Below are 22,110 nucleotides of genomic sequence, written 5' to 3' on the forward strand. Positions count from 1 at the left end.
CTCACGCCGGCGCCGCGTCACGCACGCGGGCGTCCAGCAGGGCGTAGCCGATGTCGATCGCGATGTTCAGCACGAAGATCGTCACGGCGGTGAGCAGCACCGCCGCCTGGAGCACCGCGAAGTCCCGGTGCAGGATGGCGTCGATCATGAGCTTGCCGATGCCCGGCCAGCCGAACACCGTCTCCACGATCACCGCGCCGTTCACCAGGGAAACCGCCAGGTCGCCGGCCACGGTGAGCGCCGGCGCGGCGGCGTTGCGCAGCGCGTGGTGGGTTACCACCCGGCGGTCGCCGGCCCCCTTGGCCCGGGCCAGGCGCACGTACGGCGCGGCCAGTGCCGACACCATGGCGCCGCGCACCACCTGGGTGAGCACGCCCAGCGGCCGGATCATCAGGGTGGCGATCGGCAGCACCCAGGACAGCACGCCGTTGTCCGTCCCGGAGGTGGGCAGCAGGCCGAACACCACGGCGAAGATCCACACGCCGGTGATGGCGAACCAGAAGTCCGGCACGCTGGCCGCCGTCATGGTGAGGAAGGAAGACGTGCGGTCCGCGCCCGAGTTCGGCCGGTAGGCCGCCCAGCTGCCCAGCGCGACGGCCCCAAGCACCGCCAGCACCATGGTCACGGCGGCCAGCGACAGGGTCACCGGGAACGCGCGCAGGGCCATCTCGGCCGCCGACTCCCCGGTGCGCAGCGAGGTGCCCAGGTCCAGCCGGGACACCCCTCCCAGGTAGTCCAGCAGCTGCCGCCACACCGGCTGGTCGAGCCCGTGGGCGGCGGCGAACCGCTCCCGCTGGGCCGGCGTGGCCGACTCCGGCAGGTACAGCGCCGTCGGGTCGCCGGTGAGCCGGGCCAGCAGGAACACCCCGAGCAGCACCACCAGCAGCGGGATGGCGCCGCTGCGCGCGCGGCGTCCGACCAGGCTCAGCACGGTGCCACCGCCGGGGTCATGGCGGCCAGGTGCATCTCGTCCCCCGTCGCCGAGTTGGGCCGGTAGCACACCCTCGGCGAGCGGGCGAGCATTCCGCGCATGTGCGCGATGTAGGCGTACTGGTCGATCTCCTCCGGCTCGCGGGCGAACACCTGGGCCAGCGCCTCCTGCCGGGCCGGGCCGGAGAGCAGCTCCGCCGCGCTGATCCGCGCGTCCAGGCCGGGCGAGCCGTAGGAGCTCTGGTAGCCCGCCGCGCGCAGGTACTGGTCCACGGTGAACGCCGCGTCCCCGGCCTGGTTGCCGTGCTGCACCATCAGCAGGTACGGGCCGGTGGCCTCCGGGAACGGTCGCTACTGGTACTTCAGCCCCTCGGCCGAGTCCATCATCTGGATCTTCACGTTCAGCCCAGCCCGGCCCAGCTGGTACTGGATGGCCTGGGTGACCTCGGCGACCCGGGGGAACAGCCCGCTGCGCACGATGAACCGGATCGGCACCGACACGTCCACCCCATCCGCCCGAGCCGCCTCGACCAGCGCCCGCGCCCCGGCCGGGTCGAACGGCTCGGCGTGCAGGTCCGGGTTGAAGCCGATGACGCCCTTGGAGACCAGCTGTGCGGCCGGCGTGCCGTCGCCGTCGAGCAGCGCGGAGATGATGCCCGGGCGGTCGATGACCAGGCCGATGGCCTGGCGGACCCGGATGTCGTTCAGCGGCGGCTCGGTGGCCTGGATGCGCAGCGCGGTGGTCTCGTTGTTGGGGAAGGACACGCCCAGCTCGCCCGCGCCGTCCTCCGGGCCGAGCCCGGTGCCGATGTCCGCCTCGCCGTTCACCACCATGGCGGCGCGCACGCTGGAGTCCGACCGCCACCGGTACTCGGCGCGCTCGAACGCCGGGCGCCCGCCCCAGTAGTCCGGGTTGCGGGCCAGGACGATCCGGGCGCCCTCGTCCCAGCCCTCGATCCGGTACGGGCCGGTGCCCACCGGCTCGCGGACCTTCGCGCCGGTCGCGGTGGTTCGCGGCACCATCTCGATGAACGACAGCCGCAGCGGCAGGATCGGGTCGGGCGCAGGCGTGGTCACGGTGAGCGTGCCCGGGTCGGGGGCGGCGGTGACCAGCCGGGTGTCGCCGAACACGTAGCCCTGCACGTTGCAGCCGATGTCCAGGTTCACGGCGCGGTCGATGGAGAAGGCGGCCGAGGCCGCGTCGAACGGGGTGCCGTCGCTGAACCGCACGCCCGGCCGGATGCTGAACGACCAGGTCGTCGGGGTGGTCTGCCGCCAGGAGGTGGCGAGCAGCGGCCGCAGCTCGCCCGAGTCGGGATCCCGTTCCGCGAGCGGTTCGGTGATGTTGGAGCGCACCACCACCCCGGTGCCGGTCAGCGAGGCGTCGCAGGGCTCCAGGGTCGGCGGTTCGCCGGGCAGCACGATGCGCACGGTGTCGGCGGGCGCGGCGCCCGCGCCGGAGCAGGCCGCCGTGGTGAAGGCCAGCAGGACGGCCGAGGCGCAGGCCAGCAGGGCTCTCGGGCGGGGCGGGAAGGCCCGCCCCCGGGCAGGAGTCATCGTCGTCCTCTGCGCACGTCACGGTTCCATCGTCCACATATGTGGACGGCATCTGGATGCGTAGACGTACGGTAAAAGGGTGGCAGGGTCCCGTCAAGCGTCCACATATGAAGACAGCGTCTGCATGTGTGATGAAGGGCTGTTAGTGTTGGGTCCATGACCAGCGCGAAAGCCCGTTACTCGCCCGCCGAGCTGCGCACGGCCCTGGGCAGTGGCCTGTTGTCCTTTCCCGTCACGCACGCCGCCCCGGACCTGTCCTTCGACGAGGCTGGTTTCCGGGACCACATCGAATGGCTGAGCGGGTTCGGTGCCGCCGGGCTGTTCGCCGCCGGTGGCACCGGGGAGTTCTTCTCGCTGACCACCTCGGAGGTGGCGCGGGTGGTGCGGGCCGCCCGGTCGGCCGCGCCGGCCGGGCGGCCCATCGTGGCCCCCACCGGCTACGGCACCGCGACGGCGGTCGCCATGGCCCGGTCGGCCGAGGAGCTGGGCGCGGACGGTCTGCTGCTGCTCCCGCCCTACCTCACCGAGGTCGACCAGGAGGGGCTGTACCGGCACGTCGCCGCGGTGTGCCGGGCCACCACGCTGGGCGTGGTCGTGTACCACCGGGCCAACGCCCGGTTCACCGCCGCGACCGTGGACCGCCTGGTCGCCGAGTTCGACAACCTGATCGGGTTCAAGGACGGAATCTGCGACATCGACCTGCTCGCCCGGCTGTCCGCGACCCACGGCGAGCGCCTGGTCTACGTCGGCGGCCTGCCCACCGCCGAGACGTACGCCCTGCCCTACCTGGAGCTGGGCGTCACCACCTACTCCTCGGCGATCTTCAACTTCGCGCCCCGGTGGGCGGGCGACTTCTACCGGTGCGTGCGGGAGCGGGACCGGGACGGCGTGTACGCCCGGCTGCGCGAGTTCGTGCTGCCCTATCTGGAGATCCGCAACCGCCGGGCCGGCTACGCGGTGTCCATCGTGAAGGCCGGGATGACCGCGGCCGGACGGGACGCGGGACCCGTCCGGCCGCCGCTCACCGACCTCACCGAGGAGGAACGGGCCGAGCTGGCCGACCTGGTCAAGCGGGTCGCGTGACCTCCATGCGGTAGATCGCCTCCACGCCGGCCGCCGGTCCCCCGCCCTCGCCGAAGGTCGCCCCGAACGCCCGGGCGGCGGCCGGCAGGGCCGGGTCGTCCAGCGCCCGGCGGACCGAGGCGCGCAGCTCGGCCGGCGGTACCCGCCGGCCGGACAGGTGCTGCCGCAGCACCGTTCCCGCGCCCCGCTCCGCCACCGCGTTGCCGATGATCAGTTGCTCCACCTGCTGCGGGACCACCACCAGCGGGACGCCGAGGCCCAGCCCCTCGAGCGCGCTGTTCATGCCGCCGTGGGTGACGAACGTGGCCGCGTGCCGCAGCACCGCCAGCTGGGGCACGCTCGCCCGGACCAGCGTGTTGGCCGGCGGCCGGCCCAGCCGGGCCGGGTCGGTGTCCCGGCCGACCGCCATCACCACCCGCGCCGGCAGGTCGCCGAGGGCCTCGAAGCAGTCGCGGAAGAAGGCCTCGCTGCCGGCGTGCAGGGTGCCCAGGGACACCAGCACCACCGGTTCGGGACCGGCCAACCACCCGGCCAGATCGCCGTCCGGCTCGTCGCCTCGGGGCTCGATCGACGGGCCGATGAACCGGCAACGCTCGTCGACCAGCGGGTTCGGCGGTTGCAGCTGGCGCGGGATGGGGAACAACGTGAGGTCCCCGCGCATCGGAAAGGTCGGCGCCGGCGGAAACAACGCCTTGCCGAACCGGCGGACCAGCCTTCGTTTCGCGGACAACACGGCCGGCAGGTCGGGCAGGCCGGGGCCGATGAAACGGGCCCATTCGCGCGCGGTGAGCACCTTCAGGTCTTTCGTGCCGAGCATGAACGTGGTCATGAACGAGACCCTGGGCAGTCCCAGGCTGGCCCCGGCCATCCGGCCCCAGAGCGCGTTCGAGTCGTGCACGAGGGCGGAGGGCGGCCGGTCGCGCAGCTCGTCCAGCAGGAAGGGCAGGAGTGTGTCGGTGGCCCGCAGGATCCGCGCCACCACCGCGAAGCTGCTGCCGCTCTGGGTGGCCTCGGCGATGTCCCGCGAGCCGATCGTGCCCGGCGGGTAGCCACGGAACTCGGCGCCGGTGCGCTCCACCGCGTCCTTGAACTCCTCGCCGGTGTAGTAGGTCACCCGGGTGCCCCGGCGGACCAGCTCCCGGACCAGCGGCAGGCTCGGGTTGAGGTGGCCGGCGGCGGGCATGCCCGCCATGACGATGCGCTCCATGGCCGGGAGCGTACACACCAAAGTTACATCGAGTGTAAGAATACCCTTGATATAGGATTTGCCGGTGGCGGAGCAGTCGCGGCGCGAGCGCAAGAAGCGGCAGACCAGGCAGCTGCTGGTAGAGACCGCGTTTCGGCTGTTCGCCGACCAGGGCTACGAGCAGACCACGGTCGCCCAGATCGCCCGGGCGGCCGACGTGGCGACCAAGACGTTCTTCAACTACTTCCCCAGCAAGGAGGACGTGCTCTTCGCCGAGTCCGGCCGGGGCAACGCGCTGCCCCTGGAGCTGATCGCCGGCCGGCGGCCCGGCGAGACCGTCGCCGAGCTGCTGACCCGGGTCTACGACGAGATGCTCGCCGAGTACCTGACGGAGAACGTCGGCCGCGACCCGGAGCTGATGAGGACCTACGTCCGGCTGGTGACGACCACTCCCGCCCTGCTGGGCAAGACGCTGCAGCTGAGCCTGGAGCTGCAGCGGGAGATGGCGGATGCCCTGGTGAAGGCCTACCCCGACCAGCTGGACCCGGTCAGCGCCGCCGCCGTGATCGGCGGGTTCGCCGGCGCCGCCCAGGGCGCGGCCCTGACCAGCCTGCGCCGCGGCGACTCCGAGGAGCAGTTCTGGGCCGCGCTGCGCCAGGGCATCCACATCGCCCTGCACGGCCCCCCGGCCTAGTCCTGACCTGCCCGGGTCCAAAGACCGGCTTAGGACGGGCCGGGTGGGACTTGTCAGTGGGATTGGTCGAGTGCATGCGCGAGGTGGTTTTTGGCGGTCTGTTCCAGGTGCGCGAGGTCGTTGGCCACGCTGACGAAGTTAAAGCCGTCGGCCAGGCGGCGGGCGGCTGTGGGGCCGTCCGGGCAGTGGATGCCGACGACCTTCCCCGACCGTTTCGCCGCGTTCAGGGTGGTGGCGAGCGCGGCGTCGAACTCGGCGTCGAGTGCGGGATCGGTAGGGGTGGCGCCGCCGAGCGCGAGGCGCAGGTCGGACGGTCCCACGTAGAGCGCGTCGACTCCGGGAACCGAAGCGATCTCGGCGGCGTGGCGAAGCCCGCCGGCGGTCTCGATCATCACCACGCACGCGATCTCGGCGTTGGCCTGGGTCGGCGCCGGCCCGATTCGTAGGCCCGCGCGCAGTGCCCCGTTGCTGCGGCGGCCGGCTGGCGGGAAGCGACAGGCCGCGACCGCGGCTTCGGCCTCGGGCACGGTGTCGACCATGGGCACGATAATGCCGCGTGCCCCGGCGTCGAGTGCCTGGCCGATCCAGAACTGGTCATTGGCCTGCACCCGAACCAGCGCGGCTGTCCCGGCGCCCGCGGCGTCGATCGCGGTGATTCCCGCCAGCAGACCCCGGTACTCGATTAGTCCGTGCTGGGCGTCGAGACATACATAGTCGTAGCCGGCCATGGCGATCCGTTCGGTGGCTACTGGGTTGTCGCAGACCACCCAGTAGCCCACTGTTCGCGTCCCGGACCGCAACCGTTCGGTGAAGCCCATTGCGTCTCTCGTCGGTGCGCTTGTCACGATGCTCTTCTTTCCTGTTCGGTGGCCGGGGCCTTCTCCGCGCTGACTTCGCTTTCTCCGGGTCTGCCCGCGCCTAGTGATCGTGTGCTTGTCGGTGTGCGGCAAGGCTGTCGAGCCCGAAATCCGCGTTGAGGTCCCGCCATACGGAGTGTGCGTGGTTGGCGTGGCGCTGGGTGTTGTCGTATTCGATGAGCAGGTCCTGGCCTTGTATCCGGTAGTAGTGGGGATCGCCGTGAGCGGTGCCACCGGCCCAGGCGAAACAGGTCTGGTTGAGCGCGGGTTCGGTTGCGTAGCGGGCGGCATGTAGGTCCGCGAGTGGGTCTGGAGCGCGGCCGGTATAGAGGGCGATTAGTTGTCGAAGCTTGTCGCGCTGCCCGGAATCGAGGTCCCGCGCGCTGATGCCCTTGGGTGGGAGCGAGATGGCGAGAACTGCGTGATCGGCCTCGGTGTATCCGCTGCTCTCTTCCGCACGTCGGTCGATGTCGTCGATCAGTTGGTCAAGTGCTGGGTCGGCGAATCGGCCCCGCCATAGGTCCCGCATGGGCATCATCGCGTCGCCGTGTCGGACTTGCGCGCGGTTGCCGGACACGATGTCGGAGACAGCGGATTCGTGCAGCAGCGCCTTTTCTCGCTGTTTTGGGTTGAGGGAACGGACCAGCATCCGCGCACGGTCCTCGATCCCGCCGAGCGGCCGCAGCGAGCCACCCAGCAATGAAGTGGTTGCTGGGTCGGCGCCGATGAAGCAGGGTGTCGTCGATGCGACGGCGCCGTCGACCACGAGGTTGTTGAGGGAAATGTGATGGCCGCCGAATCGCCATCCCCAAACAATGTCGCCTGGATCGCCGAATATTCTGAGCCAGTACAGTCCTGGGTCGCGACCCCGTTGCCGACCCCAATGAGCGCGCCAGCCTTCGACATGGTCGAGGACGTTCTCCAGGCCCATTACCGTCGCGACGGTGGTGTACCCGGCAGCGGACAGACCCGATGCCACCAATTGTATGGCGAGGCTTTGCTGACGCGCTGTCTGTTCGCGCAGGGGCAGGCCGCCGTGGTCGGTCGGCGTGTAGTACCACCTCAGCCGCTCGACCTGGACCTCAGGCAGCAGTGGGGATCCAAGTTGCGCACCGATTCGCTGTCGTGGATTCAACGCGTCCAGCCAAGCGGCCGCGGCGCGTTCCATCGCGGTGGCAACCGCGTTTCGCGGCTCATCAGCGACGGCCGGCGCGGCGAGATTCCGGCCCTTAGTCGCCACTGGCCTGCTCTGGGTCCTCGGACACGTCGAGCATCACCTTGATGGCGTTGCCGCGCCGTTCGGCGTAGGTGTCGAATGCCTCGCCGATGTTTTCGAGGGGGAAATGGTGGGTCACGAGCGCGTCGGTCTGCAGTCTTCCTTGGCCGGCGAGGGAAACGGCTCGCGCGACCGAGCCGCTCCCCTCGCCGCGGACCGCCAGCAGCGAGATTTCGTTCATGACGGCGTGGTTGAGATCCGCCGGCACCTGCTGCTGGAAAAGCCGACGAGTACGACCTTGCCGGCGCGTTTGGTCATGTGGAGTGCCTCGTTGACGGCGGACGGCGCACCCGAGCACTCCAGGACGATGTCCGCGCCGCGACCGCCGGTGAGGTCGCGGACCGCGTCGACGGGGTCCTGTTCGCGTGAGTTGAGGACCAGGTCGGCGCCGAACCGTTTGCCTAGTTCCAACCGGCTGTGCCGGGTGCCGATCAGGGCGATCGGATCGGCACCGAGTTGACGCGCGACCTGGACCGCCAGCAGTCCGATGGGGCCGGGGCCGAGCACCGCGATGCTCGCACCGGACAGGAGCGACCCGAGCGCGTCGAAAGCGTGCATGACCGAGCCGACAGTGGTGAGGACTACCGCCGCGTCGAAACCGACCGAATCAGGTAGCCGATACAGTGTGGACACGTGGTTGACCACATATTCGGCGAATCCGCCGTGCACGGTCATTCCTTGTGCCCGGTGGCCCTTGTCTTTCCTGCCGTAGTTCAGGCAGCCCGTATATGTGCCCGCGAGGCAGTTGACGCACCGCATGCACCCGCGATGGGCCTCGGTCACGACCCGGTCGCCGACCGTGAACTCATCGACGCTTTCTCCCACGGCGGCGACCACGCCCGCGTACTCGTGACCGGGGACAAAGATGCCGGGAGGCGGGCCGTCACCGGAAAAGAAGCTACGGTCGCGAATCTTGAGGTCCGAGCCGCACAGCGACGCCCGGCGAACCTGGACGAGCACTTCATCCGGCCCCACCGCGGGTATCGGCAGACGGGTGGTTTCGATGACTCCTGGCCCGCCGAGCACCGCGGCCACCATAGTCTCCGAAGAGAACATTGCGCACCCTTCCATTAATCATCCTTCGCGCTATTGCTCGAGGCACGGCCAAGAACGGGAATTCGGGCACTCAGACGAAAAAAGTATTCGGTTCGAGGCCGCACAGCATGCGGCCGTACAGCTCGTCGGACGTGGTCGGCTGGATCAACGCGTGCAGTCCGAGAGAGTTCACGTCCCGGAAGTAGCGCTGGATGTGCGCGGAGTGCTGGATCTGGGAGGCACCGCTGGCCTCGAACAGTTGGTTCACGCAGGCTCTGGAGTGCTTGGCCACCTGGCCGCACCAGGCACGGGTCTTGATCCGGCTCTCCAACGACACCTCCTTGCCGTGTGTGCTGTTCAGCAGGTCCTCCATCGCCCGCATGTACATCTCGGCGGTCTCGAGGTGGAATTGGGCGCCGGCGACCTGGTGGTGGGTCAACGGCGCCTCGGCGGCCTTTGTGTAATTGGTGTATGTGATGCTCTTGCTAGGTAGCTTTTCCATGAACACATCCATCGCGCCCCTGGCCATGCCGAGCATGGGTGGAGCGGTGACGAGGGACAGGAACTGCACTGCTGGCCGATTGAAATAGGGGTGGTCGCTGTACTTCCGCTGAGGGAAGTTGGTGCCTTCGGCGAGGGAAAGAACAGAAAGAATTCGCCGCTGCGGCACGAAGACGTTTTCCACCGTGAAGGCGTTCGTCGCGGTTCCGGCCATCCCTGATGCGTGCCAGGTGTCGTGCATGGTCGTTTCGTCAGCGCGAATGATGACGGCGATGGGAAACGGGCCGTGCTCGGTCTCCTGCATCGCGTTGAGGCTGATCCAGTGGCTGTGCACGCCGCCGGTATTCCACTGCGCCTGTCCGCTGAGCAGCACTCCACCGTCGACGGCGACGGCCTTGGTGGTCGGGGCGAAGACACTGGTCATGCGCAGGTCCGGGGTGGCGAGGATCTCCTCCGCCGCCTCGTCCGGGAGCAGCCCGGTCCAGAAGTTCGCTGATGCGATGATCGCCGCGATCCAGCTCGTGGACGGGCAGCCCCGCGCGATCTGCGCGAGCACCTCGGTGAGAACTCTCGGTTCGGCCTCGTAACCGCCGGCATCCTTGGGCATGGTCAGCTTGCACACGCCGGCGCTGGTGAGGTCCTCCAGCGTGTCGGGATGCATGCGCCGCAGCTTCTCCGTTGCCTGTGCACGGTCACGCAGCACCGGCACCAGCTCATTGACGCGGGCCAGGACCTCATCGGCGGTCGCGGGATAGGAACGGCTGGTCGACGCCCCCGGCGCCAAAGTGGTCATGATCGATTCCCTCCGGTGGAACATCGGGTCAGCGCACATAACGGCGACAGTGTTGTCGTAATTAATGCATGGCGTCAAGGGGTGCCATGTCGCGCGACGAAGACCGGGCTGTGGCGTCGGGAGGCCGTTTCGGTTACGCTGTAGCCATTATGAGATCCGCATGGACGAACGATCGAGACTCGCGGTCGGTCGAGGTTGACGGGCTCGCCGTGCGGTACAGGCGCGGCGGCCGAGGCCCGGCGGCGCTGTTGCTGCACGGGACGACCTCGTCACTGGAGCACTTCGACGGCGTGGCCGAGCGCTTGGAGGCGTCGTTCGACGTGATCCGCCCGGACCTGCCGGGCTTCGGCGGGACCGGCCCCCGCCGGGATGGCGACTACCGCATCGGTACCTACGCGGCAACGATGGCGGGGTTCATGCGGGAACTCGGCATCGAGACGTATGCGGTGGTGGGCAACTCGCTGGGCGGCAATGTCGCCTGGAACATGGCCCTGGATTTTCCCTCGCGGGTGAGCGCCCTGGTGCTGGTCAACGCGACCGGCTATCCGGAGAAGGAGCTCCCGACGGGGATGCGGTTGGCCCGCAACCCGCTGTTGCGGCCGCTGATGCGGCGCTTCATGCCGCGCCACATGGTGCAACGCGGTCTGCGGCAGGCCGTCGGACCCGGCTCGACCATCGTCGATGACACGATGGTGAGCCGCGTACACGGGTTGTGGAACCGGCCCGGCAACCGCTCGGCCTTCGTCGACTTCGTCAACACCGACCAGGTCGACCGCAGCCGCGAGATCCCCCAGATCAGCGTTCCCACGCTGGTCCTGCGGAGCGCGCACGTGGACGGTCAGGGCTTCGCCGGCGACATCCCGGACAGCCAAGAGGAGATCCACCCCTCGGGCGGTCACCTGTTGCCCGAGGAGCAGCCCGGGTGGGTCGCCGACGCGGTCTCGCGATTCCTGATGGCACAAAGCGACGGGCGGCGCCCATGAAGTACTTCACACTGCGCGACGAGGACCGTCGCCTGGACAGCATTACCCGCGCCGACCTGCGCGGGAGTTTCGTCGAGCTGTCCGACGGCAACACCCACTACGAGCTGATAGGACCGGAAAACGGTCCGGTGGCGGTACTCGTCGGGGGTATGACGATCCCGCTGTTCTACTGGGATGCGTTCGCCTCCCATCTTCACCAGCGGGGTTTCCGCACGCTGGCCTACAGCACCTACGGGCGCGGCTACTCCGACCGGCCGGACACCCGCTACGACGAGGAGCTTTTCGTCCGGCAGCTCGGTGAGATCACCGAGGCGCTGGGCGTCGGCGAGGGTGTCCATCTGGTGGGTACCTCAATGGGCGCCCTGATCGCCGCCGGTTACCTGGACCGGCGCGCATCGACGGTCGCCACCCTCAGCCTCGTCGGGCCGGCCGGCCTGTCGAATACCACCGCCGGACAGCAGAAGTTGCTGCGCGGTGATGCCCTCGCCACGTTCGTCGCCAAGCGGTTCGGCCGGCGCATCCTGCTCGGCCACCTGGGCCGCAACGTCGCCGACCCCGCCCTGGCCGTCCAGCTCACCGAGATGATTGCCCACTGCTACCGGTTCGAAGGCTCGATGTACGCGTTCTTCTCGACGCTGCGGAACGTGCCGCTGTCGGGGCGCGACCAGGTATACCGCCGCGCGGCCAGTCGTGGCATACCCACTCTGCTGGTGTGGGGCGCCCTGGACGAGGTGACTCCCATCAGCGGCCTGGCCGGAGCCCGAGAGCTGCTGCACCCCGAGCGGTGCCACGTGATCGAGCGCTGCGGCCACATGGCCCCTTACGAACGACCCCAGGAGGTCGCCGATCTGCTGGCCGCTTTCGCCGGCGAGCACATGGCTTCAGACGGGAGGCAGTCATGACGCAGGAACACGTCGACGTGCTGATCGTGGGGGCCGGACCGGTCGGGACCGCGCTGGCGATCGATCTCACCCGCCGCGGCCTGGCCGTGCGGCTCGTCGACAAGGCCGCCGAGGCGTTCCCAGGATCGCGCGCCAAGGGCGTGCAACCGCGGACCCTGGAAGTGTTCGACGACCTCGGCGTGCGCGAGGACGTCCTCGCCCGAGGCAGCCGCTACCCCAAACTCGGTATCCATCTCGGGCCGCTGACCGTCCCGAAGGCCATGTACCCCCACCGGCCGCACAGCTCGGCCGTTCCCTACCCCGACACCCTGCTCATCCCGCAGAACCGCACCGACGCCGCGCTGCACGCCCAGCTCCGGCGCCTGGGCGGCCGGGTCGAGTTCGACACCGAACTGATCGAGCTGCGCCAGCACGACTCGGCCGTCACCGCAACCCTGACCGGACCGGCCGGCACTCACACCGTCACGGCCAGCTACCTGGTCGGGGCCGACGGCGCCTCCAGCACGGTCCGCAAACAGTGCGGCATCACGTTCACCGGCACCACCGATGATGCCGACCGGATACTCATCGTTGACGCCGTCACCACCGGCCTGCGCCGCGACCGCTGGCACGTGTGGCCCGCACCGCCCGGCCGGTTCATGGGCGCATGCCCCCTCCCGCACAGCGACCTGTTCCAGTGGATGATCAAACTCCGTTCCGGCGAGGAGCCCCCCGCCGACGCGGCACAGATCAACGCCCGTATCCGCGGCCGGACCGGGTCGAAGAAGATTCAGCTGCGAGACGTCGCCTGGCGATCGGTCTTCCGGCCCAACATCCGGCTCGCCGACCGCTACCGACACGGCCGGGTCTTCCTCGCCGGCGACGCGGCCCACGTCCACACCCCCGCCGGCGCGCAAGGACTCAACACCGGGGTCCAGGACGCCTACAACCTCGCGTGGAAGCTCGCCCAGGTGCACGCCGGCGCCCACGAGCGACTACTCGACACCTACGAAGGCGAACGCCGCCCCATCGCCGCCGCGGTGCTCGGCCTGTCCACCGAGAAGTACCAAGGGATGGCCAAACTGCGCCCTTCCAGCATCAAACGGGGACAGGACGAGAGCCAGCTGAACCTGACCTACCACGGCGGACCGCTCGCGCCACCCACCACTGACCGCACGACGACCCTGCATGTCGGTGACCGCGCACCCGACGCCGAACTACGAGACCGCGAGCGCACGGACGTACGGCTGCACACCCAACTGCGCGGCCCCCACTTCACGGCCATCGCCTACGGCCCGCACGCCGCGCAAGCGCTCTCGGCGCTACCGTGGCCCAACCGCGGCTCCGGGTTGTGCCGACTCGTCATCGACACCGACGCCGACCGCACCGCCGAGCCCCCGGCCGACGCCGTACTCACCGACCCGGGCCACACCTTCCGCGAGGCCTACGGCGTGACCACCGACGTGTTGATCCTGGTCAGACCCGACGGCTACATCGCCCACATCGCGGAACGCGACTTCCTCGCCAGCACACGCGCCGCCGCGGCCGTGATGACGCCCCGGGAGACCGACGAAGCACCCGGGACCACCACCTCGACACCGCCCGCCGGACAAGCGCCCCGGCCCTGAGCCGACGAACAAGGAGACCTCCACTGATGAGCCGCACATTGCTGCGAGGCGGTCAGGTCGTGTCGATGTCCCCGACGCGCCCGGACAGCGAGCGCGCCGAGATCCTCGTCGACGGCCCCCGCATCCTGGCCGTTGGTGAGGACCTGGACCCCGGCGGTGCCGAGGTCGTCGATCTCACCGGGCGTGTGGTCATCCCGGGTCTGGTCAACGCTCATCTGCACACCTGGCAGACCCCGATGCGGTTCGTCGGAGCGGATTGGGCGCTACCGAGGTATCTCGCACTGGCCCACGGCGAGATCGCCCGCCACTACCGACCCGCCGACACACACATCGGCACCCTGGCCGGCGCGCTCAACCAGATCGACTCCGGGGTGACAACGATCGGCGACTGGTCGCACAACTGCACCACCGGCGAACACGCGGACGCCGCCGTCGACGCGCTGACCCAGGCCGGCGTCCGCGCGGTGTTCCTGCACGGCACCCCGCACGGCCTGCTCGACCGTCCCCACGACATCGACGAAATCGACCGCCTACTCGACGGCCCGATCGCCACCAACCCGCTGCTGTCGCTGGGAATGGCGATCAAAGGGCCACAGCTGTCCAAACCCGAGATCGCCATCGCCGACCTACGCGCCGCCGCCGAACGCGGTCTGCTCGCCTCGATGCACCAGAGCGCCGGGCCCCCGGGACCCGGCTGGCACGCGGTGACCGAGGCCGGCCTGTGGAGCCCGTCGGCCAACATCGTGCACGGCACCGGCCTGCCACCGAACCTGGTCGACACGCTGGTCGCCTCCGGTGTCACCTTCACCTGCACGCCGGAGAACGAACTGGGACAGGGCCACACCACCCGGCTTGCCGACAACGTGCTGGCGGCCGGCTCGGCGCCATCGCTGGGCACCGACACCGAGATGGTCACCCCCGGCGAGGTGCTGATCGCCGCGCGCATCCTCCTGGCCATGCAACGCGGCCTCCAGCACGACCAGGCCTTCACCCGCACCGGACTGGGCGCCGGCGAGGTGACGCTGACCGCCAAGGACGCCCTGTCCTGGGCGACGGTCGAAGGGGCACGGGCACTGGGACTTTCCGACCGGGTCGGACGCATCGAGGCCGGCATGGAAGCCGACCTGACCGTCATCGATGCACGAATGCTCAACCTGTGGCCACCGCACGACGCCATCGCCGGCGCGCTCAACGCGAACACCGCCAACATCGAAGCCGTGATGATCGCCGGGCAATGGCGCAAGCGCGACCACAAACTCTTCGGCGTCGACCTCCCCACGATCAAGGGCGAGCTTCAGCGATCCGGCGACGAGTTCGCCCGAAGGGTCCGACGTTCCGGGGCACTGGACAAGATGCGTCGCCGAGTGGTGCGTCGGGTGGTGGACCGGCAGCTTTCCGCGCAGGCCGATCCCGCGCGGCGAACATGACGCGCCACCGCCCCAAGTAGATCGGCCCCTCGGCCCGGGGTCAGGCGTCCGGTGCGCGATCCCGCAACTGGGCCAGCCCGGCAAGCAGCAGGTCAAGCCCGAGCGCGAACTCCTCCTCGAGCGGTACCGGCAACGAGTCGGCCACCGCCGCCGTGGCGGGGAAGCGCGCCGGGTCCAGACCGTGCGCGGCCGCGGCGAACTGTGCCTCCTCGCGCGAGGTCGCCGCCGGATCCGGGCGCAGCTGCATGGCGAACCCGAGAACGTAGCGGGTGAGCAACGCGTAGGCCCGGGCGGCCAGATCCGGCGGAAAGCCGTTGGCCAGCAGCAGCGCCAGAAAGTGTTCGCGGCTGGCCGCCGCGTTCGGTCCGGTCGGGATGTGGTCGCCGAGCAGAGGCGCGACATTGCGGTGCCGACTCAACACCTCGAACATGTTGCAGGCGGCCGCGCGGCACGCCTGCCGCCAGCTGGTCGTCGCGGTCTCCGCCCGGTCGAGCTCCATCTCCCCGATGATCCGGTCGACCACCCGCGCCATCAGGTCAGCCCGGCCGGTGAAGTGCCGATACAGCGTCGCTGTGCTGGACTTCAGCCGCTGCGCCAGCGCCCGCAACGACAACGCCTCCGCGCCCTCCTCGTCCAGGATCTTCAGCGCCGTCCCGACGATCAGGTCCACCGGCAACGGCGGGCGACCGGGCGTACGACGCCCCACCGAACCGCGCGCCTCTGAGACACCCCCTGCGCTGTTCACGCCCTGAGTATGCCGGCCGTCACCGCTCCCGCCCCGCACCACTGGCCAAGACAAAGCGCCGCATCGAGACGGTCCACCCCTTTCCACGTGAGTGCACGCCGGCTGGCAGGCGTCGGCTACAGGCCCGCTTCGCGCATTCACCCGCATAGTAGCTACAGCGTTGCCGATATCGTAGGCTGTGCCGAGGGGTATTGAGGAGCAGACCACTCCGTTGGTCTGAACCCCGCGCCAGGAGGGAGCCGGAGCTCGACAGTCGGGCCGGGGCGTTGCCATCCGTGCCGAACCCCACCTCACAGGGAGTGCTGCACATGCCAAGCGGAATCACAAATACTCTGGCCGCACTCGGCGCACGGATCTCATCGTTACTGGGACCGCGAACCATGCGCGCCATCGCACGGTTCAACAAGCGGGTGAACAATCCACTCCAGCGACTATGGGCGGCGCACCTGCCCTATATGGCGGTAATCGAGCACAAAGGCCGCTACTCAGGCAACATCTACCGGACCCCGGTCCTGGCCTTCATCACCGACGATAAGCTCTCGGTCGTACTGAACTACGGTACCCAATCGGATTGGGTTCGTAACATCCAAGCGGCTGGCTCGGCCGAAGTGGTGCACCGAGGCAAACGCTATCGATTGATCGAACCGCGGGTCCTCCCGCTTGATTCCCTGGATCTCCCTCCCACCGTGCGAGTCCCCCGCGCACCTTCTCACAGCGCCCTACACGCATCTATCCGAACAGACCTGGGTCCAACCGCCGGGTAGGCCAGGCTGACCCGAAACCCTTCGGACCTACACCTGGGTGCCACCGCGACGACTCCCTCAGCTTGCTCGAGTTGGCCTCGGAAAGGTCGATCTCGTAGGACTTTCCGTCAAGCCCGAACGTCACGGTCTCGTTCGCCGTCTGACCGTCCAGGTCATCGATCAACGAGACCAACACTTGCTGCGCCATGGCGCGAACCTCCATACGGGGCGAAACGCATCACGGGTCAACCGCGCGGGAATGATCCCGATTAACGGCACCCTAAGGTCGGCCCCGCAGAATGTCCAATCATCCAGGTCCGTGTCTAGATAGCAATCGGAACCATGCTGCCGCCCCTCTCCACTGCCAGTCAGCCACGCAATTCTCAGGGCGGCGGCATCGCCGATCCATCGACCCTCCTCACGGGCATGACCTGCCGGTCAAATTTGAACTAACAGGCTCGCCTGGCCGCGAGAGTTGCATGCCGCAATTCCCTGGGCCGATCTCGACCTCGCCGGCTGCATGCCGCGCCAAGAGCCCGCGCATCGACAAATCACCCTGGGGGCAGGTGGGTCTCGATCCGCCTGCACGGGGAAATTGACCGACGCTCCGGGCACTTGGGCACGCTCACCGGGCGAAGCGGCCCGCTGTCGCACCCTCGATCTGGTCGGCCAGATCCTGTCGCTGTGGACCCGTTGGCAGATGTCGTGGGCTTCGTGGAGCGTCACGGTCTCTTGCGCGACGTCGGGGTGGGCGGTGCGCGACGTCTCAGGTGGGGACGAAGAGGATCGGGCCGGGGGCGAAGTGGATCGCGCTCATTCCGGCCAGGTGGGGCTCGGGGCGGGTCGGGTGGTGCGCCATGCCGAGCACGAGCAGCTCGTCGTCCGGCACCTCGGTCACCAGCTCGTGGGCCCGCGCCCGGACCAGCCGGGTGGTCACCCTCAGGTCCGGCGCATGGGCCGCCACCTGCCGGGTGGCCGCCTCGAGCAGCCACTCGCCGCGCTCGAGCGCCTGGTCGAGGCCTACGCTGCGCTCGGCGAAGGCCAGCGGTACGCCGTGCACCAGGTCCAGCGGAACCTCCAGTGCCCCGGCGCACGCCGCCGCCTCGGTGAGCACCGCGGCATCACGGGGCAGCCCGCCCAGCGCGACGACCACCCGGCCGGGCCGGGCGGCTTCGGCCGCGCGCGTGAGCAGCACGTGCCGGCCGCCCAGATCGGTGATCGCCCGGAGCAGGCCGCTCGGGGCGCCGTGGGAGCAGTGGACGGTCAGGTTCCGGGTGGTGAGCGGGCGTCCGCCCCGCTCACACCAGGCCATCACCCAGGCCGGCGGTGAAGCCGCCTGGGTGAGCACGACCAGACGCTCCCGCGTCGCCCGCTCCAGGACGGGTGTCCGCTCGCGACCGAGGGATGGCATGGACTCACCTCCGGTGCTTGATGGTGCTCCGCCTCGGCGCGCGGGAAAAGAGCCCTGTTTGGCGTAGTCGTCAACGGAGCGAGCAGCGTACCGCGAGCCGGACCCGCCTCAGTCCGCGCGCATGCCTCGCCAGAGCAGGTCGGTGAGCCGCTCGGTCGCGCCCCGCCAGTCGTCGTCCGGGTCGAGGTACATCAGGCCGCCGAGGCCCCGCAGCAGCGTCTCCGGCTCGAGGTCGGAGCGTACGGTGCCCGCCTCGACATTGGCCTTCAACAGCGTGGAGATCGCGCCGACCATGGACTCGTACGCGCTCGCGGGCAGCGTCCCCGGTGCGGAGGTCGCGGCGCGCAGTGCGTCAACCAGGCCCCGCTTGGTCATCATGTAGCGGGCGAGGTGATCGGTCGTCCACACCCGGAAGGCCCGCTCCGGGGTGTGCGCCTGGAGCAGGGCCGGCACGACCTCCACCAGATGCTGTACCTCGCGCTGGTAGACCGCGAGGATCAGCGCCTCGGGGGTGGGGAAATGCCGGTACACCGTGCCGACGCCCACCTCGGCCCGTTTGGCGATGGCGTTGAACGAGACGTTGCCGCACCGGGTCAGCGACTCCGCCGCCACCTCGAGGATGCGCTCGTGGTTCCGCCTGGTGTCCGCGCGCCGGGGGCTCACCGATCCCGTCGTCATCGTCCCCCTCCCCGCGTAGGCTCTCGTTGCCAAGCGGATTCTAATCCGCTAGCCTCGGCCACGGGCAAGCGGATGAATATCCGGTTCCCCCCGCGCCTCCAATACCACCACGAGCTTCCACGGAAGAAGATTCAGTGGACATCGAACTCACAGTCAATGGCACAACCACCCAACTCAGCGCAGATCCCGGCGTGACCCTGCTGGACGCGTTGCGGGAACGACTCGACATCACCGGCCCCAAGAAGGGCTGCGACCGGGGCCAGTGCGGCGCCTGCACCGTGCACGTCGGCGGCCGGCCGGTCCTCTCCTGCCTCACCCTGGCCGCCACGGTGAAACAGCCGGTGACCACGGTCGAGGGGCTCGCCGACGGGGAGCGACTGCACCCGGTGCAGCAGGCCTTCGTGGACCAGGACGCGCTGCAGTGCGGGTTCTGCACGCCGGGGCAGGTCATGTCGGCGGTCGCCGCCGTCGAGCAGGACGTGGACGATGTCCGGGAGTTCATGTCCGGCAACATCTGCCGCTGCTCGGCCTACCCGAACATCGTCGCGGCGATCGAGCAGGCGAGGCGGGCCGATGCGACCGTTTGAGCTGACCGCACCGGCGACCGTCGAGGACGCCCTCGCCGCCCCCGGCACCTTCCTGGCCGGCGGGACCACCCTGGTCGACCTGATGAAGCTGGACGTGCTCACCCCCGGGCACCTGCTGGACATCAACGAGCTCCCGCTGCGCGGCATCGAGACCGGTGACGGCCTGCGGATCGGCGCGCTGGAGCGGATGAGCGACATCGCGGCGCACCCCGGGGTGTACCCGATGATCTCCCGCGCGCTGCTGCTGAGCGCTTCCCAGCAGCTGCGGAACATGGCCAGCATCGGCGGGAACCTGATGCAGCGCACCCGCTGCGGGTACTTCCGGGACGTCGCCATGCCGTGCAACCGGCGCAACCCGGGCAGCGGCTGCCCGGCGGTCACCGGGGCGAACCGGATGCACGCCGTGCTCGGTACCAGCGACTCGTGCGTGGCCACCCACGCCAGCGACGTCGCGGTCGCCCTGGTCGCGCTGGACGCGGAGATCCGGCTGGCCGGCGCCGACGGCGGGCGCACCGTGAAGCTGGCCGACTTCTACCGGCCGCCGGGTGACTCGCCCGAGGTGGAGCACGACCTGCGCCCCGGTGAGCTGATCACCGAGCTGCGGGTGCCCCGGCTGGACTGGGCCGCGCGGTCGACCTACGTGAAGGTCCGGGACCGGCAGTCCTACGAGTTCGCGCTGTGCTCGGCCGCCGCCGCGCTGGACATCCGGGACGGTCACATCGCCGATGCCCGGGTGGCGGTCGGCGGCGTGGCCACCGTGCCGTGGCGGCTGCCGGCGGTGGAAGAGGCGCTGCGCGGCGCACCGGCGCGGCTCGCGTCCTTCGAGGCGGCCGCCGCCCTGGCCGCCGACGGCGCCCGGCCGCTGTCCGGGAACGGATTCAAGGTGCCCCTGCTGAAGCGGACCATCGTCCGCGCCCTGCTCGAACTGGAGCGTGCCTGATGCCCGATCGGCTGGATGCCCCGCTGAAAGTCACCGGCCGGGCCCGGTACGGGGCCGACCACAACTTCCCCGGCATGGCCTACGGGTACCTCGTGCTCAGCACGATCGCCCACGGCGAGATCGCCGCCATGGACGTCGCCTCGGCGCGGAACTCCCCCGGGGTGATCGGCGTCTACACGCCGTTCGAGCCGCTGGAGCTGCGCACGCCCAACTCCCCCATCTTCGGCGAGACCTGGGTGCCGCTGCAGGACAAGGAGGTCACCTACTACGGCCAGCCGATCGGCTTCGTGGTGGCGGAGACCTTCGAGCAGGCCCGGGACGCGGCGATGCTGGTCCGGGTCGCCTACCACGAACGATTCGCGCCGACCTCGTTGCTGGACAACCTGGACTCCGCCGAGGACGCGGCTCCGGTGGTGTCGGAGGACCCGCCGGCCATCACGGTGCTCGCCGACGGGGTGGAGTCCATCGAGGCGGCACTGGCGACCAGCCCCGTGGTCGTCCAGGCCACGTACCGGACGGCAACGCAGAACCACGCCGCGATGGAGCCGCACTCCGCCGTGGCGGTGTGGGAGTCCGGCGAGGTGACCGTGTACAGCGGCAACCAGGGAGCGCACCTGCAGGCGATGGAGCTGGCCGCCGCGCTGGACATCGACCCGGCGGCCGTCCGCGCGGTGAACCCGTTCGTCGGCGGCGCGTTCGGCGGCAAGGGGCGCACGTCCGCGCCCGCCTTCCTGGCCGCCGCGACCTCCCGGGCGCTCGGAAGGCCGGTGAAAGCCGCGCTGACCAGGGAACAGGTCTTCACCGCCACCGCGGGCCGGGCCTCGACGGTGCAGACCGTCGCCCTAGGTGCGGACCGGGGCGGCTCACTGGTCGCGGTGAGGCACGACTCGGTGTGCAGCACGCCGGCCGACCGGTCGTTCGTGGAGCCGACCTCGCACGGCACCTCGCGGGAGTGGTACGCCACGCCGAACCTGGCGATCAGCCAGAAGATGGTGCCGCTGAACATCCCGCCGACCACGTTCATGCGCGCCCCCGGTGAGGCACCCGGCTCGTTCGCCCTGGAAAGCGCGATGGACGAGCTGGCGGTAGCGCTGGACATGGACCCGATCGAGCTGCGCCTGCGCAACAACTCGATCGCGCCGCCCGGAAACGACCTGCAGTGGTCGAGCAAGCACCTCGACGAGTGCTTCCGCATCGGCGCGGCCCGGTTCGGCTGGGCCGACCGGTCGGCGCACGGCCACACCGACGGCGACTGGCTGGTCGGGATGGGCACCGCCACCGCGATGTTCCCGGCCCTGCGGTTCCCGGCGTCCGTCGAGGTCACCCTGCGGGCCGACGAGACCGCCGTGGTGGCGACCAGCGGGGCGGACCCGGGGACCGGCCTGCTCAGCGTGATGGCGCTGGTGGGGGCCGAGTCGCTGGACATCCCGAGCGGCCGGGTTACGCCTCGGCTGGGCGACTCGGTGCTGCCGCCCGGCGGCCTGTCCGGCGGCTCCACCGCCACGGCCAGCGTCGGTTCGGCGATCATGATCGCGGCGGCCAAGGTCCTCGACGACCTGCAGACCCTGGCGTCCGCGCCGGGCGCACCGTTCGAAGGCCTGGAGGTCACCTACGCCGACGGCCGCGTACTGGCCGGTGGGCGGACGATGACCTTCGGCGAGCTGCTGCGGGCACTGGACCGGGAGTCCGTCTCCGCGACCGGTTCGTCCGCGCCCGGGGAGGAGCTGACCAAGCACTCGTTCAGCTCGTTCGGCGCGCAGTTCTGCGAGGTCCGGGTGCACCGGTGGACCCGCGAGGCCCGAGTCTCCCGGATGCTCGGCGTGTTCGACGCCGGCCGGATCATCAACCAGCGGATGGCCCGTAGCCAGATCATGGGCGGGATGATCTGGGGCGTCTCGGCCGCGCTGCACGAGGGCCTGGAGATCGAGCGGAACGGCCGCATGGCCAACGGCGACTTCGCCGGCTACCTGCTCCCGGTGAACGCCGACATCCCGGACATCGACGTGCGGTTCGTCGAGTACCCGGACACGCTGCACAACCCGGTCGGGGCGAAGGGGATCGGCGAGATCGGAACCGTGGGCATGGCGGCGGCCGTCGCCAACGCCGTCTACAACGCCACCGGTATCCGGGTCCGCCACATCCCCATCGCCATCGAAGACCTCCTGGAGGACTGAG

At 69.8% G+C, this 22,110-nt stretch carries 22 protein-coding genes and 1 pseudogene; 10 read left to right on the top strand and 13 right to left on the bottom strand.

Annotated elements, in window-relative coordinates; translation table 11 throughout:
- Position 1: 1 nt before the first annotated feature.
- The 3 genes from ABEB12_RS11885 to ABEB12_RS11895 are packed head-to-tail and all read right to left on the bottom strand — an operon-like array spanning position 2 to position 2,487.
- Positions 2-931, bottom strand: coding sequence for an ABC transporter permease subunit (locus ABEB12_RS11885; RefSeq protein WP_185061779.1), 930 nt, complete (start codon positions 929-931; stop codon positions 2-4).
- The gene (locus tag ABEB12_RS11890; RefSeq protein WP_221498159.1) at positions 925-1,245 is read right to left on the bottom strand and encodes a periplasmic substrate-binding domain-containing protein; all 321 of its coding nucleotides are present in this window, start codon (positions 1,243-1,245) and stop codon (positions 925-927) included. Before ABEB12_RS11890 ends, ABEB12_RS11885 begins: the two co-directional genes overlap by 7 nt.
- A gap of 36 nt (positions 1,246-1,281) precedes the next feature.
- Positions 1,282-2,487, bottom strand: a complete 1,206-nt coding sequence (locus ABEB12_RS11895) for an ABC transporter substrate-binding protein (RefSeq protein WP_221498158.1) — start codon at positions 2,485-2,487, stop codon at positions 1,282-1,284.
- A 156-nt stretch (positions 2,488-2,643) separates the two neighbouring features.
- On the opposite strand from ABEB12_RS11895, the gene kdgD reads away from it, so the two are divergent.
- Complete coding sequence (gene kdgD, locus ABEB12_RS11900; RefSeq protein WP_185061778.1) at positions 2,644-3,570, top strand: 5-dehydro-4-deoxyglucarate dehydratase; 927 nt, start codon at positions 2,644-2,646, stop codon at positions 3,568-3,570.
- On the opposite strand, the gene ABEB12_RS11905 is transcribed toward kdgD, so the two are convergent.
- Complete coding sequence (locus ABEB12_RS11905; RefSeq protein WP_345702759.1) at positions 3,554-4,777, bottom strand: macrolide family glycosyltransferase; 1,224 nt, start codon at positions 4,775-4,777, stop codon at positions 3,554-3,556. The genes kdgD and ABEB12_RS11905 overlap by 17 nt on opposite strands.
- 64 nt (positions 4,778-4,841) lie before the next feature.
- Here ABEB12_RS11905 and ABEB12_RS11910 point away from each other — a divergent pair, with 64 nt between their 5' ends.
- A complete protein-coding gene (locus ABEB12_RS11910; RefSeq protein ID WP_185061777.1) occupies positions 4,842-5,450 on the top strand; it encodes a TetR family transcriptional regulator in 609 nt (202 codons plus the stop codon).
- A gap of 53 nt (positions 5,451-5,503) precedes the next feature.
- Here the strand turns inward: ABEB12_RS11910 and ABEB12_RS11915 are convergent, their stop codons facing one another.
- The 5 genes from ABEB12_RS11915 to ABEB12_RS11935 all read right to left on the bottom strand — a co-directional run bounded on the left by ABEB12_RS11915 (position 5,504) and on the right by ABEB12_RS11935 (position 9,912).
- On the bottom strand, positions 5,504-6,268 hold the full coding sequence (locus ABEB12_RS11915; protein ID WP_185061776.1) for an aldolase/citrate lyase family protein: 765 nt from the start codon (positions 6,266-6,268) through the stop codon (positions 5,504-5,506).
- 100 nt (positions 6,269-6,368) lie between these two features.
- Positions 6,369-7,547 (bottom strand): DUF3500 domain-containing protein, encoded by a 1,179-nt coding sequence (locus tag ABEB12_RS11920; protein ID WP_345702760.1) that lies wholly within the window; start codon positions 7,545-7,547, stop codon positions 6,369-6,371.
- The gene (locus ABEB12_RS11925; RefSeq protein WP_185061775.1) at positions 7,537-7,764 is read right to left on the bottom strand and encodes a hypothetical protein; all 228 of its coding nucleotides are present in this window, start codon (positions 7,762-7,764) and stop codon (positions 7,537-7,539) included. Before ABEB12_RS11925 ends, ABEB12_RS11920 begins: the two co-directional genes overlap by 11 nt.
- Positions 7,761-8,639: a zinc-binding dehydrogenase gene (locus tag ABEB12_RS11930; RefSeq protein ID WP_185061774.1), complete on the bottom strand. Its 879-nt coding sequence runs from the start codon at positions 8,637-8,639 to the stop codon at positions 7,761-7,763. The genes ABEB12_RS11925 and ABEB12_RS11930 overlap by 4 nt, the downstream gene beginning before the upstream one ends.
- A gap of 70 nt (positions 8,640-8,709) precedes the next feature.
- Positions 8,710-9,912 (bottom strand): acyl-CoA dehydrogenase family protein, encoded by a 1,203-nt coding sequence (locus ABEB12_RS11935; protein WP_185061773.1) that lies wholly within the window; start codon positions 9,910-9,912, stop codon positions 8,710-8,712.
- Positions 9,913-9,998: 86 nt separating this feature from the next.
- On the opposite strand from ABEB12_RS11935, the gene ABEB12_RS11940 reads away from it, so the two are divergent.
- Genes ABEB12_RS11940 through ABEB12_RS11955 form a run of 4 tightly spaced genes read left to right on the top strand, consistent with a single transcriptional unit; the run spans position 9,999 to position 14,831 of the window.
- Positions 9,999-10,895 carry an alpha/beta fold hydrolase gene (locus ABEB12_RS11940; protein ID WP_221498157.1) on the top strand — a complete coding sequence of 299 codons (897 nt, stop codon included), beginning with the start codon at positions 9,999-10,001 and terminating at the stop codon, positions 10,893-10,895.
- Positions 10,892-11,797: an alpha/beta fold hydrolase gene (locus ABEB12_RS11945; protein ID WP_185061772.1), complete on the top strand. Its 906-nt coding sequence runs from the start codon at positions 10,892-10,894 to the stop codon at positions 11,795-11,797. The genes ABEB12_RS11940 and ABEB12_RS11945 overlap by 4 nt, the downstream gene beginning before the upstream one ends.
- Positions 11,794-13,404, top strand: coding sequence for an FAD-dependent monooxygenase (locus tag ABEB12_RS11950; RefSeq protein ID WP_185061771.1), 1,611 nt, complete (start codon positions 11,794-11,796; stop codon positions 13,402-13,404). The genes ABEB12_RS11945 and ABEB12_RS11950 overlap by 4 nt, the downstream gene beginning before the upstream one ends.
- Before the next feature lie 26 nt (positions 13,405-13,430).
- On the top strand, positions 13,431-14,831 hold the full coding sequence (locus tag ABEB12_RS11955; protein ID WP_185061770.1) for an amidohydrolase family protein: 1,401 nt from the start codon (positions 13,431-13,433) through the stop codon (positions 14,829-14,831).
- A 40-nt stretch (positions 14,832-14,871) separates the two neighbouring features.
- On the opposite strand, the gene ABEB12_RS11960 is transcribed toward ABEB12_RS11955, so the two are convergent.
- Positions 14,872-15,576: a TetR/AcrR family transcriptional regulator C-terminal domain-containing protein gene (locus ABEB12_RS11960; RefSeq protein ID WP_221498156.1), complete on the bottom strand. Its 705-nt coding sequence runs from the start codon at positions 15,574-15,576 to the stop codon at positions 14,872-14,874.
- A 380-nt stretch (positions 15,577-15,956) separates the two neighbouring features.
- On the opposite strand from ABEB12_RS11960, the gene ABEB12_RS42095 reads away from it, so the two are divergent.
- Positions 15,957-16,340, top strand: a complete 384-nt coding sequence (locus tag ABEB12_RS42095; RefSeq protein WP_425572239.1) for a nitroreductase family deazaflavin-dependent oxidoreductase — start codon at positions 15,957-15,959, stop codon at positions 16,338-16,340.
- A gap of 49 nt (positions 16,341-16,389) precedes the next feature.
- On the opposite strand, the pseudogene ABEB12_RS11965 reads toward ABEB12_RS42095, so the two are convergent.
- The 3 genes and pseudogenes from ABEB12_RS11965 to ABEB12_RS11975 form a co-directional block, all read right to left on the bottom strand.
- Positions 16,390-16,527 (bottom strand): annotated as a pseudogene (locus ABEB12_RS11965) (histone-like nucleoid-structuring protein Lsr2); the annotation flags it as partial.
- Between the two features lie 558 nt (positions 16,528-17,085).
- The gene (locus ABEB12_RS11970; protein ID WP_185061767.1) at positions 17,086-17,730 is read right to left on the bottom strand and encodes a universal stress protein; all 645 of its coding nucleotides are present in this window, start codon (positions 17,728-17,730) and stop codon (positions 17,086-17,088) included.
- 108 nt (positions 17,731-17,838) lie between these two features.
- On the bottom strand, positions 17,839-18,408 hold the full coding sequence (locus tag ABEB12_RS11975) for an SbtR family transcriptional regulator (protein ID WP_185061766.1): 570 nt from the start codon (positions 18,406-18,408) through the stop codon (positions 17,839-17,841).
- A gap of 134 nt (positions 18,409-18,542) precedes the next feature.
- On the opposite strand from ABEB12_RS11975, the gene ABEB12_RS11980 reads away from it, so the two are divergent.
- From ABEB12_RS11980 to ABEB12_RS11990, 3 genes are read left to right on the top strand one after another with little or no spacing between them, the layout of a single operon-like run.
- Positions 18,543-18,995, top strand: a complete 453-nt coding sequence (locus ABEB12_RS11980; protein ID WP_185061765.1) for a 2Fe-2S iron-sulfur cluster-binding protein — start codon at positions 18,543-18,545, stop codon at positions 18,993-18,995.
- Entirely contained in the window at positions 18,982-19,935 is a 954-nt protein-coding gene (locus tag ABEB12_RS11985) for an FAD binding domain-containing protein (RefSeq protein WP_185061764.1), read from the top strand. The genes ABEB12_RS11980 and ABEB12_RS11985 overlap by 14 nt, the downstream gene beginning before the upstream one ends.
- The gene (locus ABEB12_RS11990) at positions 19,935-22,109 is read left to right on the top strand and encodes a molybdopterin cofactor-binding domain-containing protein (RefSeq protein WP_185061763.1); all 2,175 of its coding nucleotides are present in this window, start codon (positions 19,935-19,937) and stop codon (positions 22,107-22,109) included. The genes ABEB12_RS11985 and ABEB12_RS11990 overlap by 1 nt, the downstream gene beginning before the upstream one ends.
- Position 22,110: the final 1 nt, after the last annotated feature.

This window comes from Actinospineispora eucalypti (assembly GCF_039543365.1).
Taxonomy (GTDB): Bacteria; Actinomycetota; Actinomycetes; order Mycobacteriales; family Pseudonocardiaceae; genus Pseudonocardia; species Pseudonocardia eucalypti.

Excerpts from the sequence above, each read along its gene's own strand:
- ABEB12_RS11915 (WP_185061776.1), bottom strand. The coding sequence starts at position 6,268 with ATGGGCTTCACCGAACGGTTGCGGTCCGGGACGCGAACAGTGGGCTAC.
- ABEB12_RS11895 (WP_221498158.1), bottom strand. The coding sequence starts at position 2,487 with ATGACTCCTGCCCGGGGGCGGGCCTTCCCGCCCCGCCCGAGAGCCCTG.
- ABEB12_RS42095 (WP_425572239.1), top strand. The coding sequence starts at position 15,957 with ATGCGCGCCATCGCACGGTTCAACAAGCGGGTGAACAATCCACTCCAG.
- ABEB12_RS11985 (WP_185061764.1), top strand. The coding sequence starts at position 18,982 with ATGCGACCGTTTGAGCTGACCGCACCGGCGACCGTCGAGGACGCCCTC.
- ABEB12_RS11970 (WP_185061767.1), bottom strand. The coding sequence starts at position 17,730 with ATGCCATCCCTCGGTCGCGAGCGGACACCCGTCCTGGAGCGGGCGACG.
- ABEB12_RS11925 (WP_185061775.1), bottom strand. The coding sequence starts at position 7,764 with ATGAACGAAATCTCGCTGCTGGCGGTCCGCGGCGAGGGGAGCGGCTCG.
- ABEB12_RS11945 (WP_185061772.1), top strand. The coding sequence starts at position 10,892 with ATGAAGTACTTCACACTGCGCGACGAGGACCGTCGCCTGGACAGCATT.
- ABEB12_RS11950 (WP_185061771.1), top strand. The coding sequence starts at position 11,794 with ATGACGCAGGAACACGTCGACGTGCTGATCGTGGGGGCCGGACCGGTC.
- kdgD (WP_185061778.1), top strand. The coding sequence starts at position 2,644 with ATGACCAGCGCGAAAGCCCGTTACTCGCCCGCCGAGCTGCGCACGGCC.
- ABEB12_RS11975 (WP_185061766.1), bottom strand. The coding sequence starts at position 18,408 with ATGACGACGGGATCGGTGAGCCCCCGGCGCGCGGACACCAGGCGGAAC.
- ABEB12_RS11990 (WP_185061763.1), top strand. The coding sequence starts at position 19,935 with ATGCCCGATCGGCTGGATGCCCCGCTGAAAGTCACCGGCCGGGCCCGG.
- ABEB12_RS11930 (WP_185061774.1), bottom strand. The coding sequence starts at position 8,639 with ATGTTCTCTTCGGAGACTATGGTGGCCGCGGTGCTCGGCGGGCCAGGA.
- ABEB12_RS11905 (WP_345702759.1), bottom strand. The coding sequence starts at position 4,777 with ATGGAGCGCATCGTCATGGCGGGCATGCCCGCCGCCGGCCACCTCAAC.
- ABEB12_RS11935 (WP_185061773.1), bottom strand. The coding sequence starts at position 9,912 with ATGACCACTTTGGCGCCGGGGGCGTCGACCAGCCGTTCCTATCCCGCG.
- ABEB12_RS11890 (WP_221498159.1), bottom strand. The coding sequence starts at position 1,245 with ATGGTGCAGCACGGCAACCAGGCCGGGGACGCGGCGTTCACCGTGGAC.
- ABEB12_RS11940 (WP_221498157.1), top strand. The coding sequence starts at position 9,999 with ATGTCGCGCGACGAAGACCGGGCTGTGGCGTCGGGAGGCCGTTTCGGT.
- ABEB12_RS11955 (WP_185061770.1), top strand. The coding sequence starts at position 13,431 with ATGAGCCGCACATTGCTGCGAGGCGGTCAGGTCGTGTCGATGTCCCCG.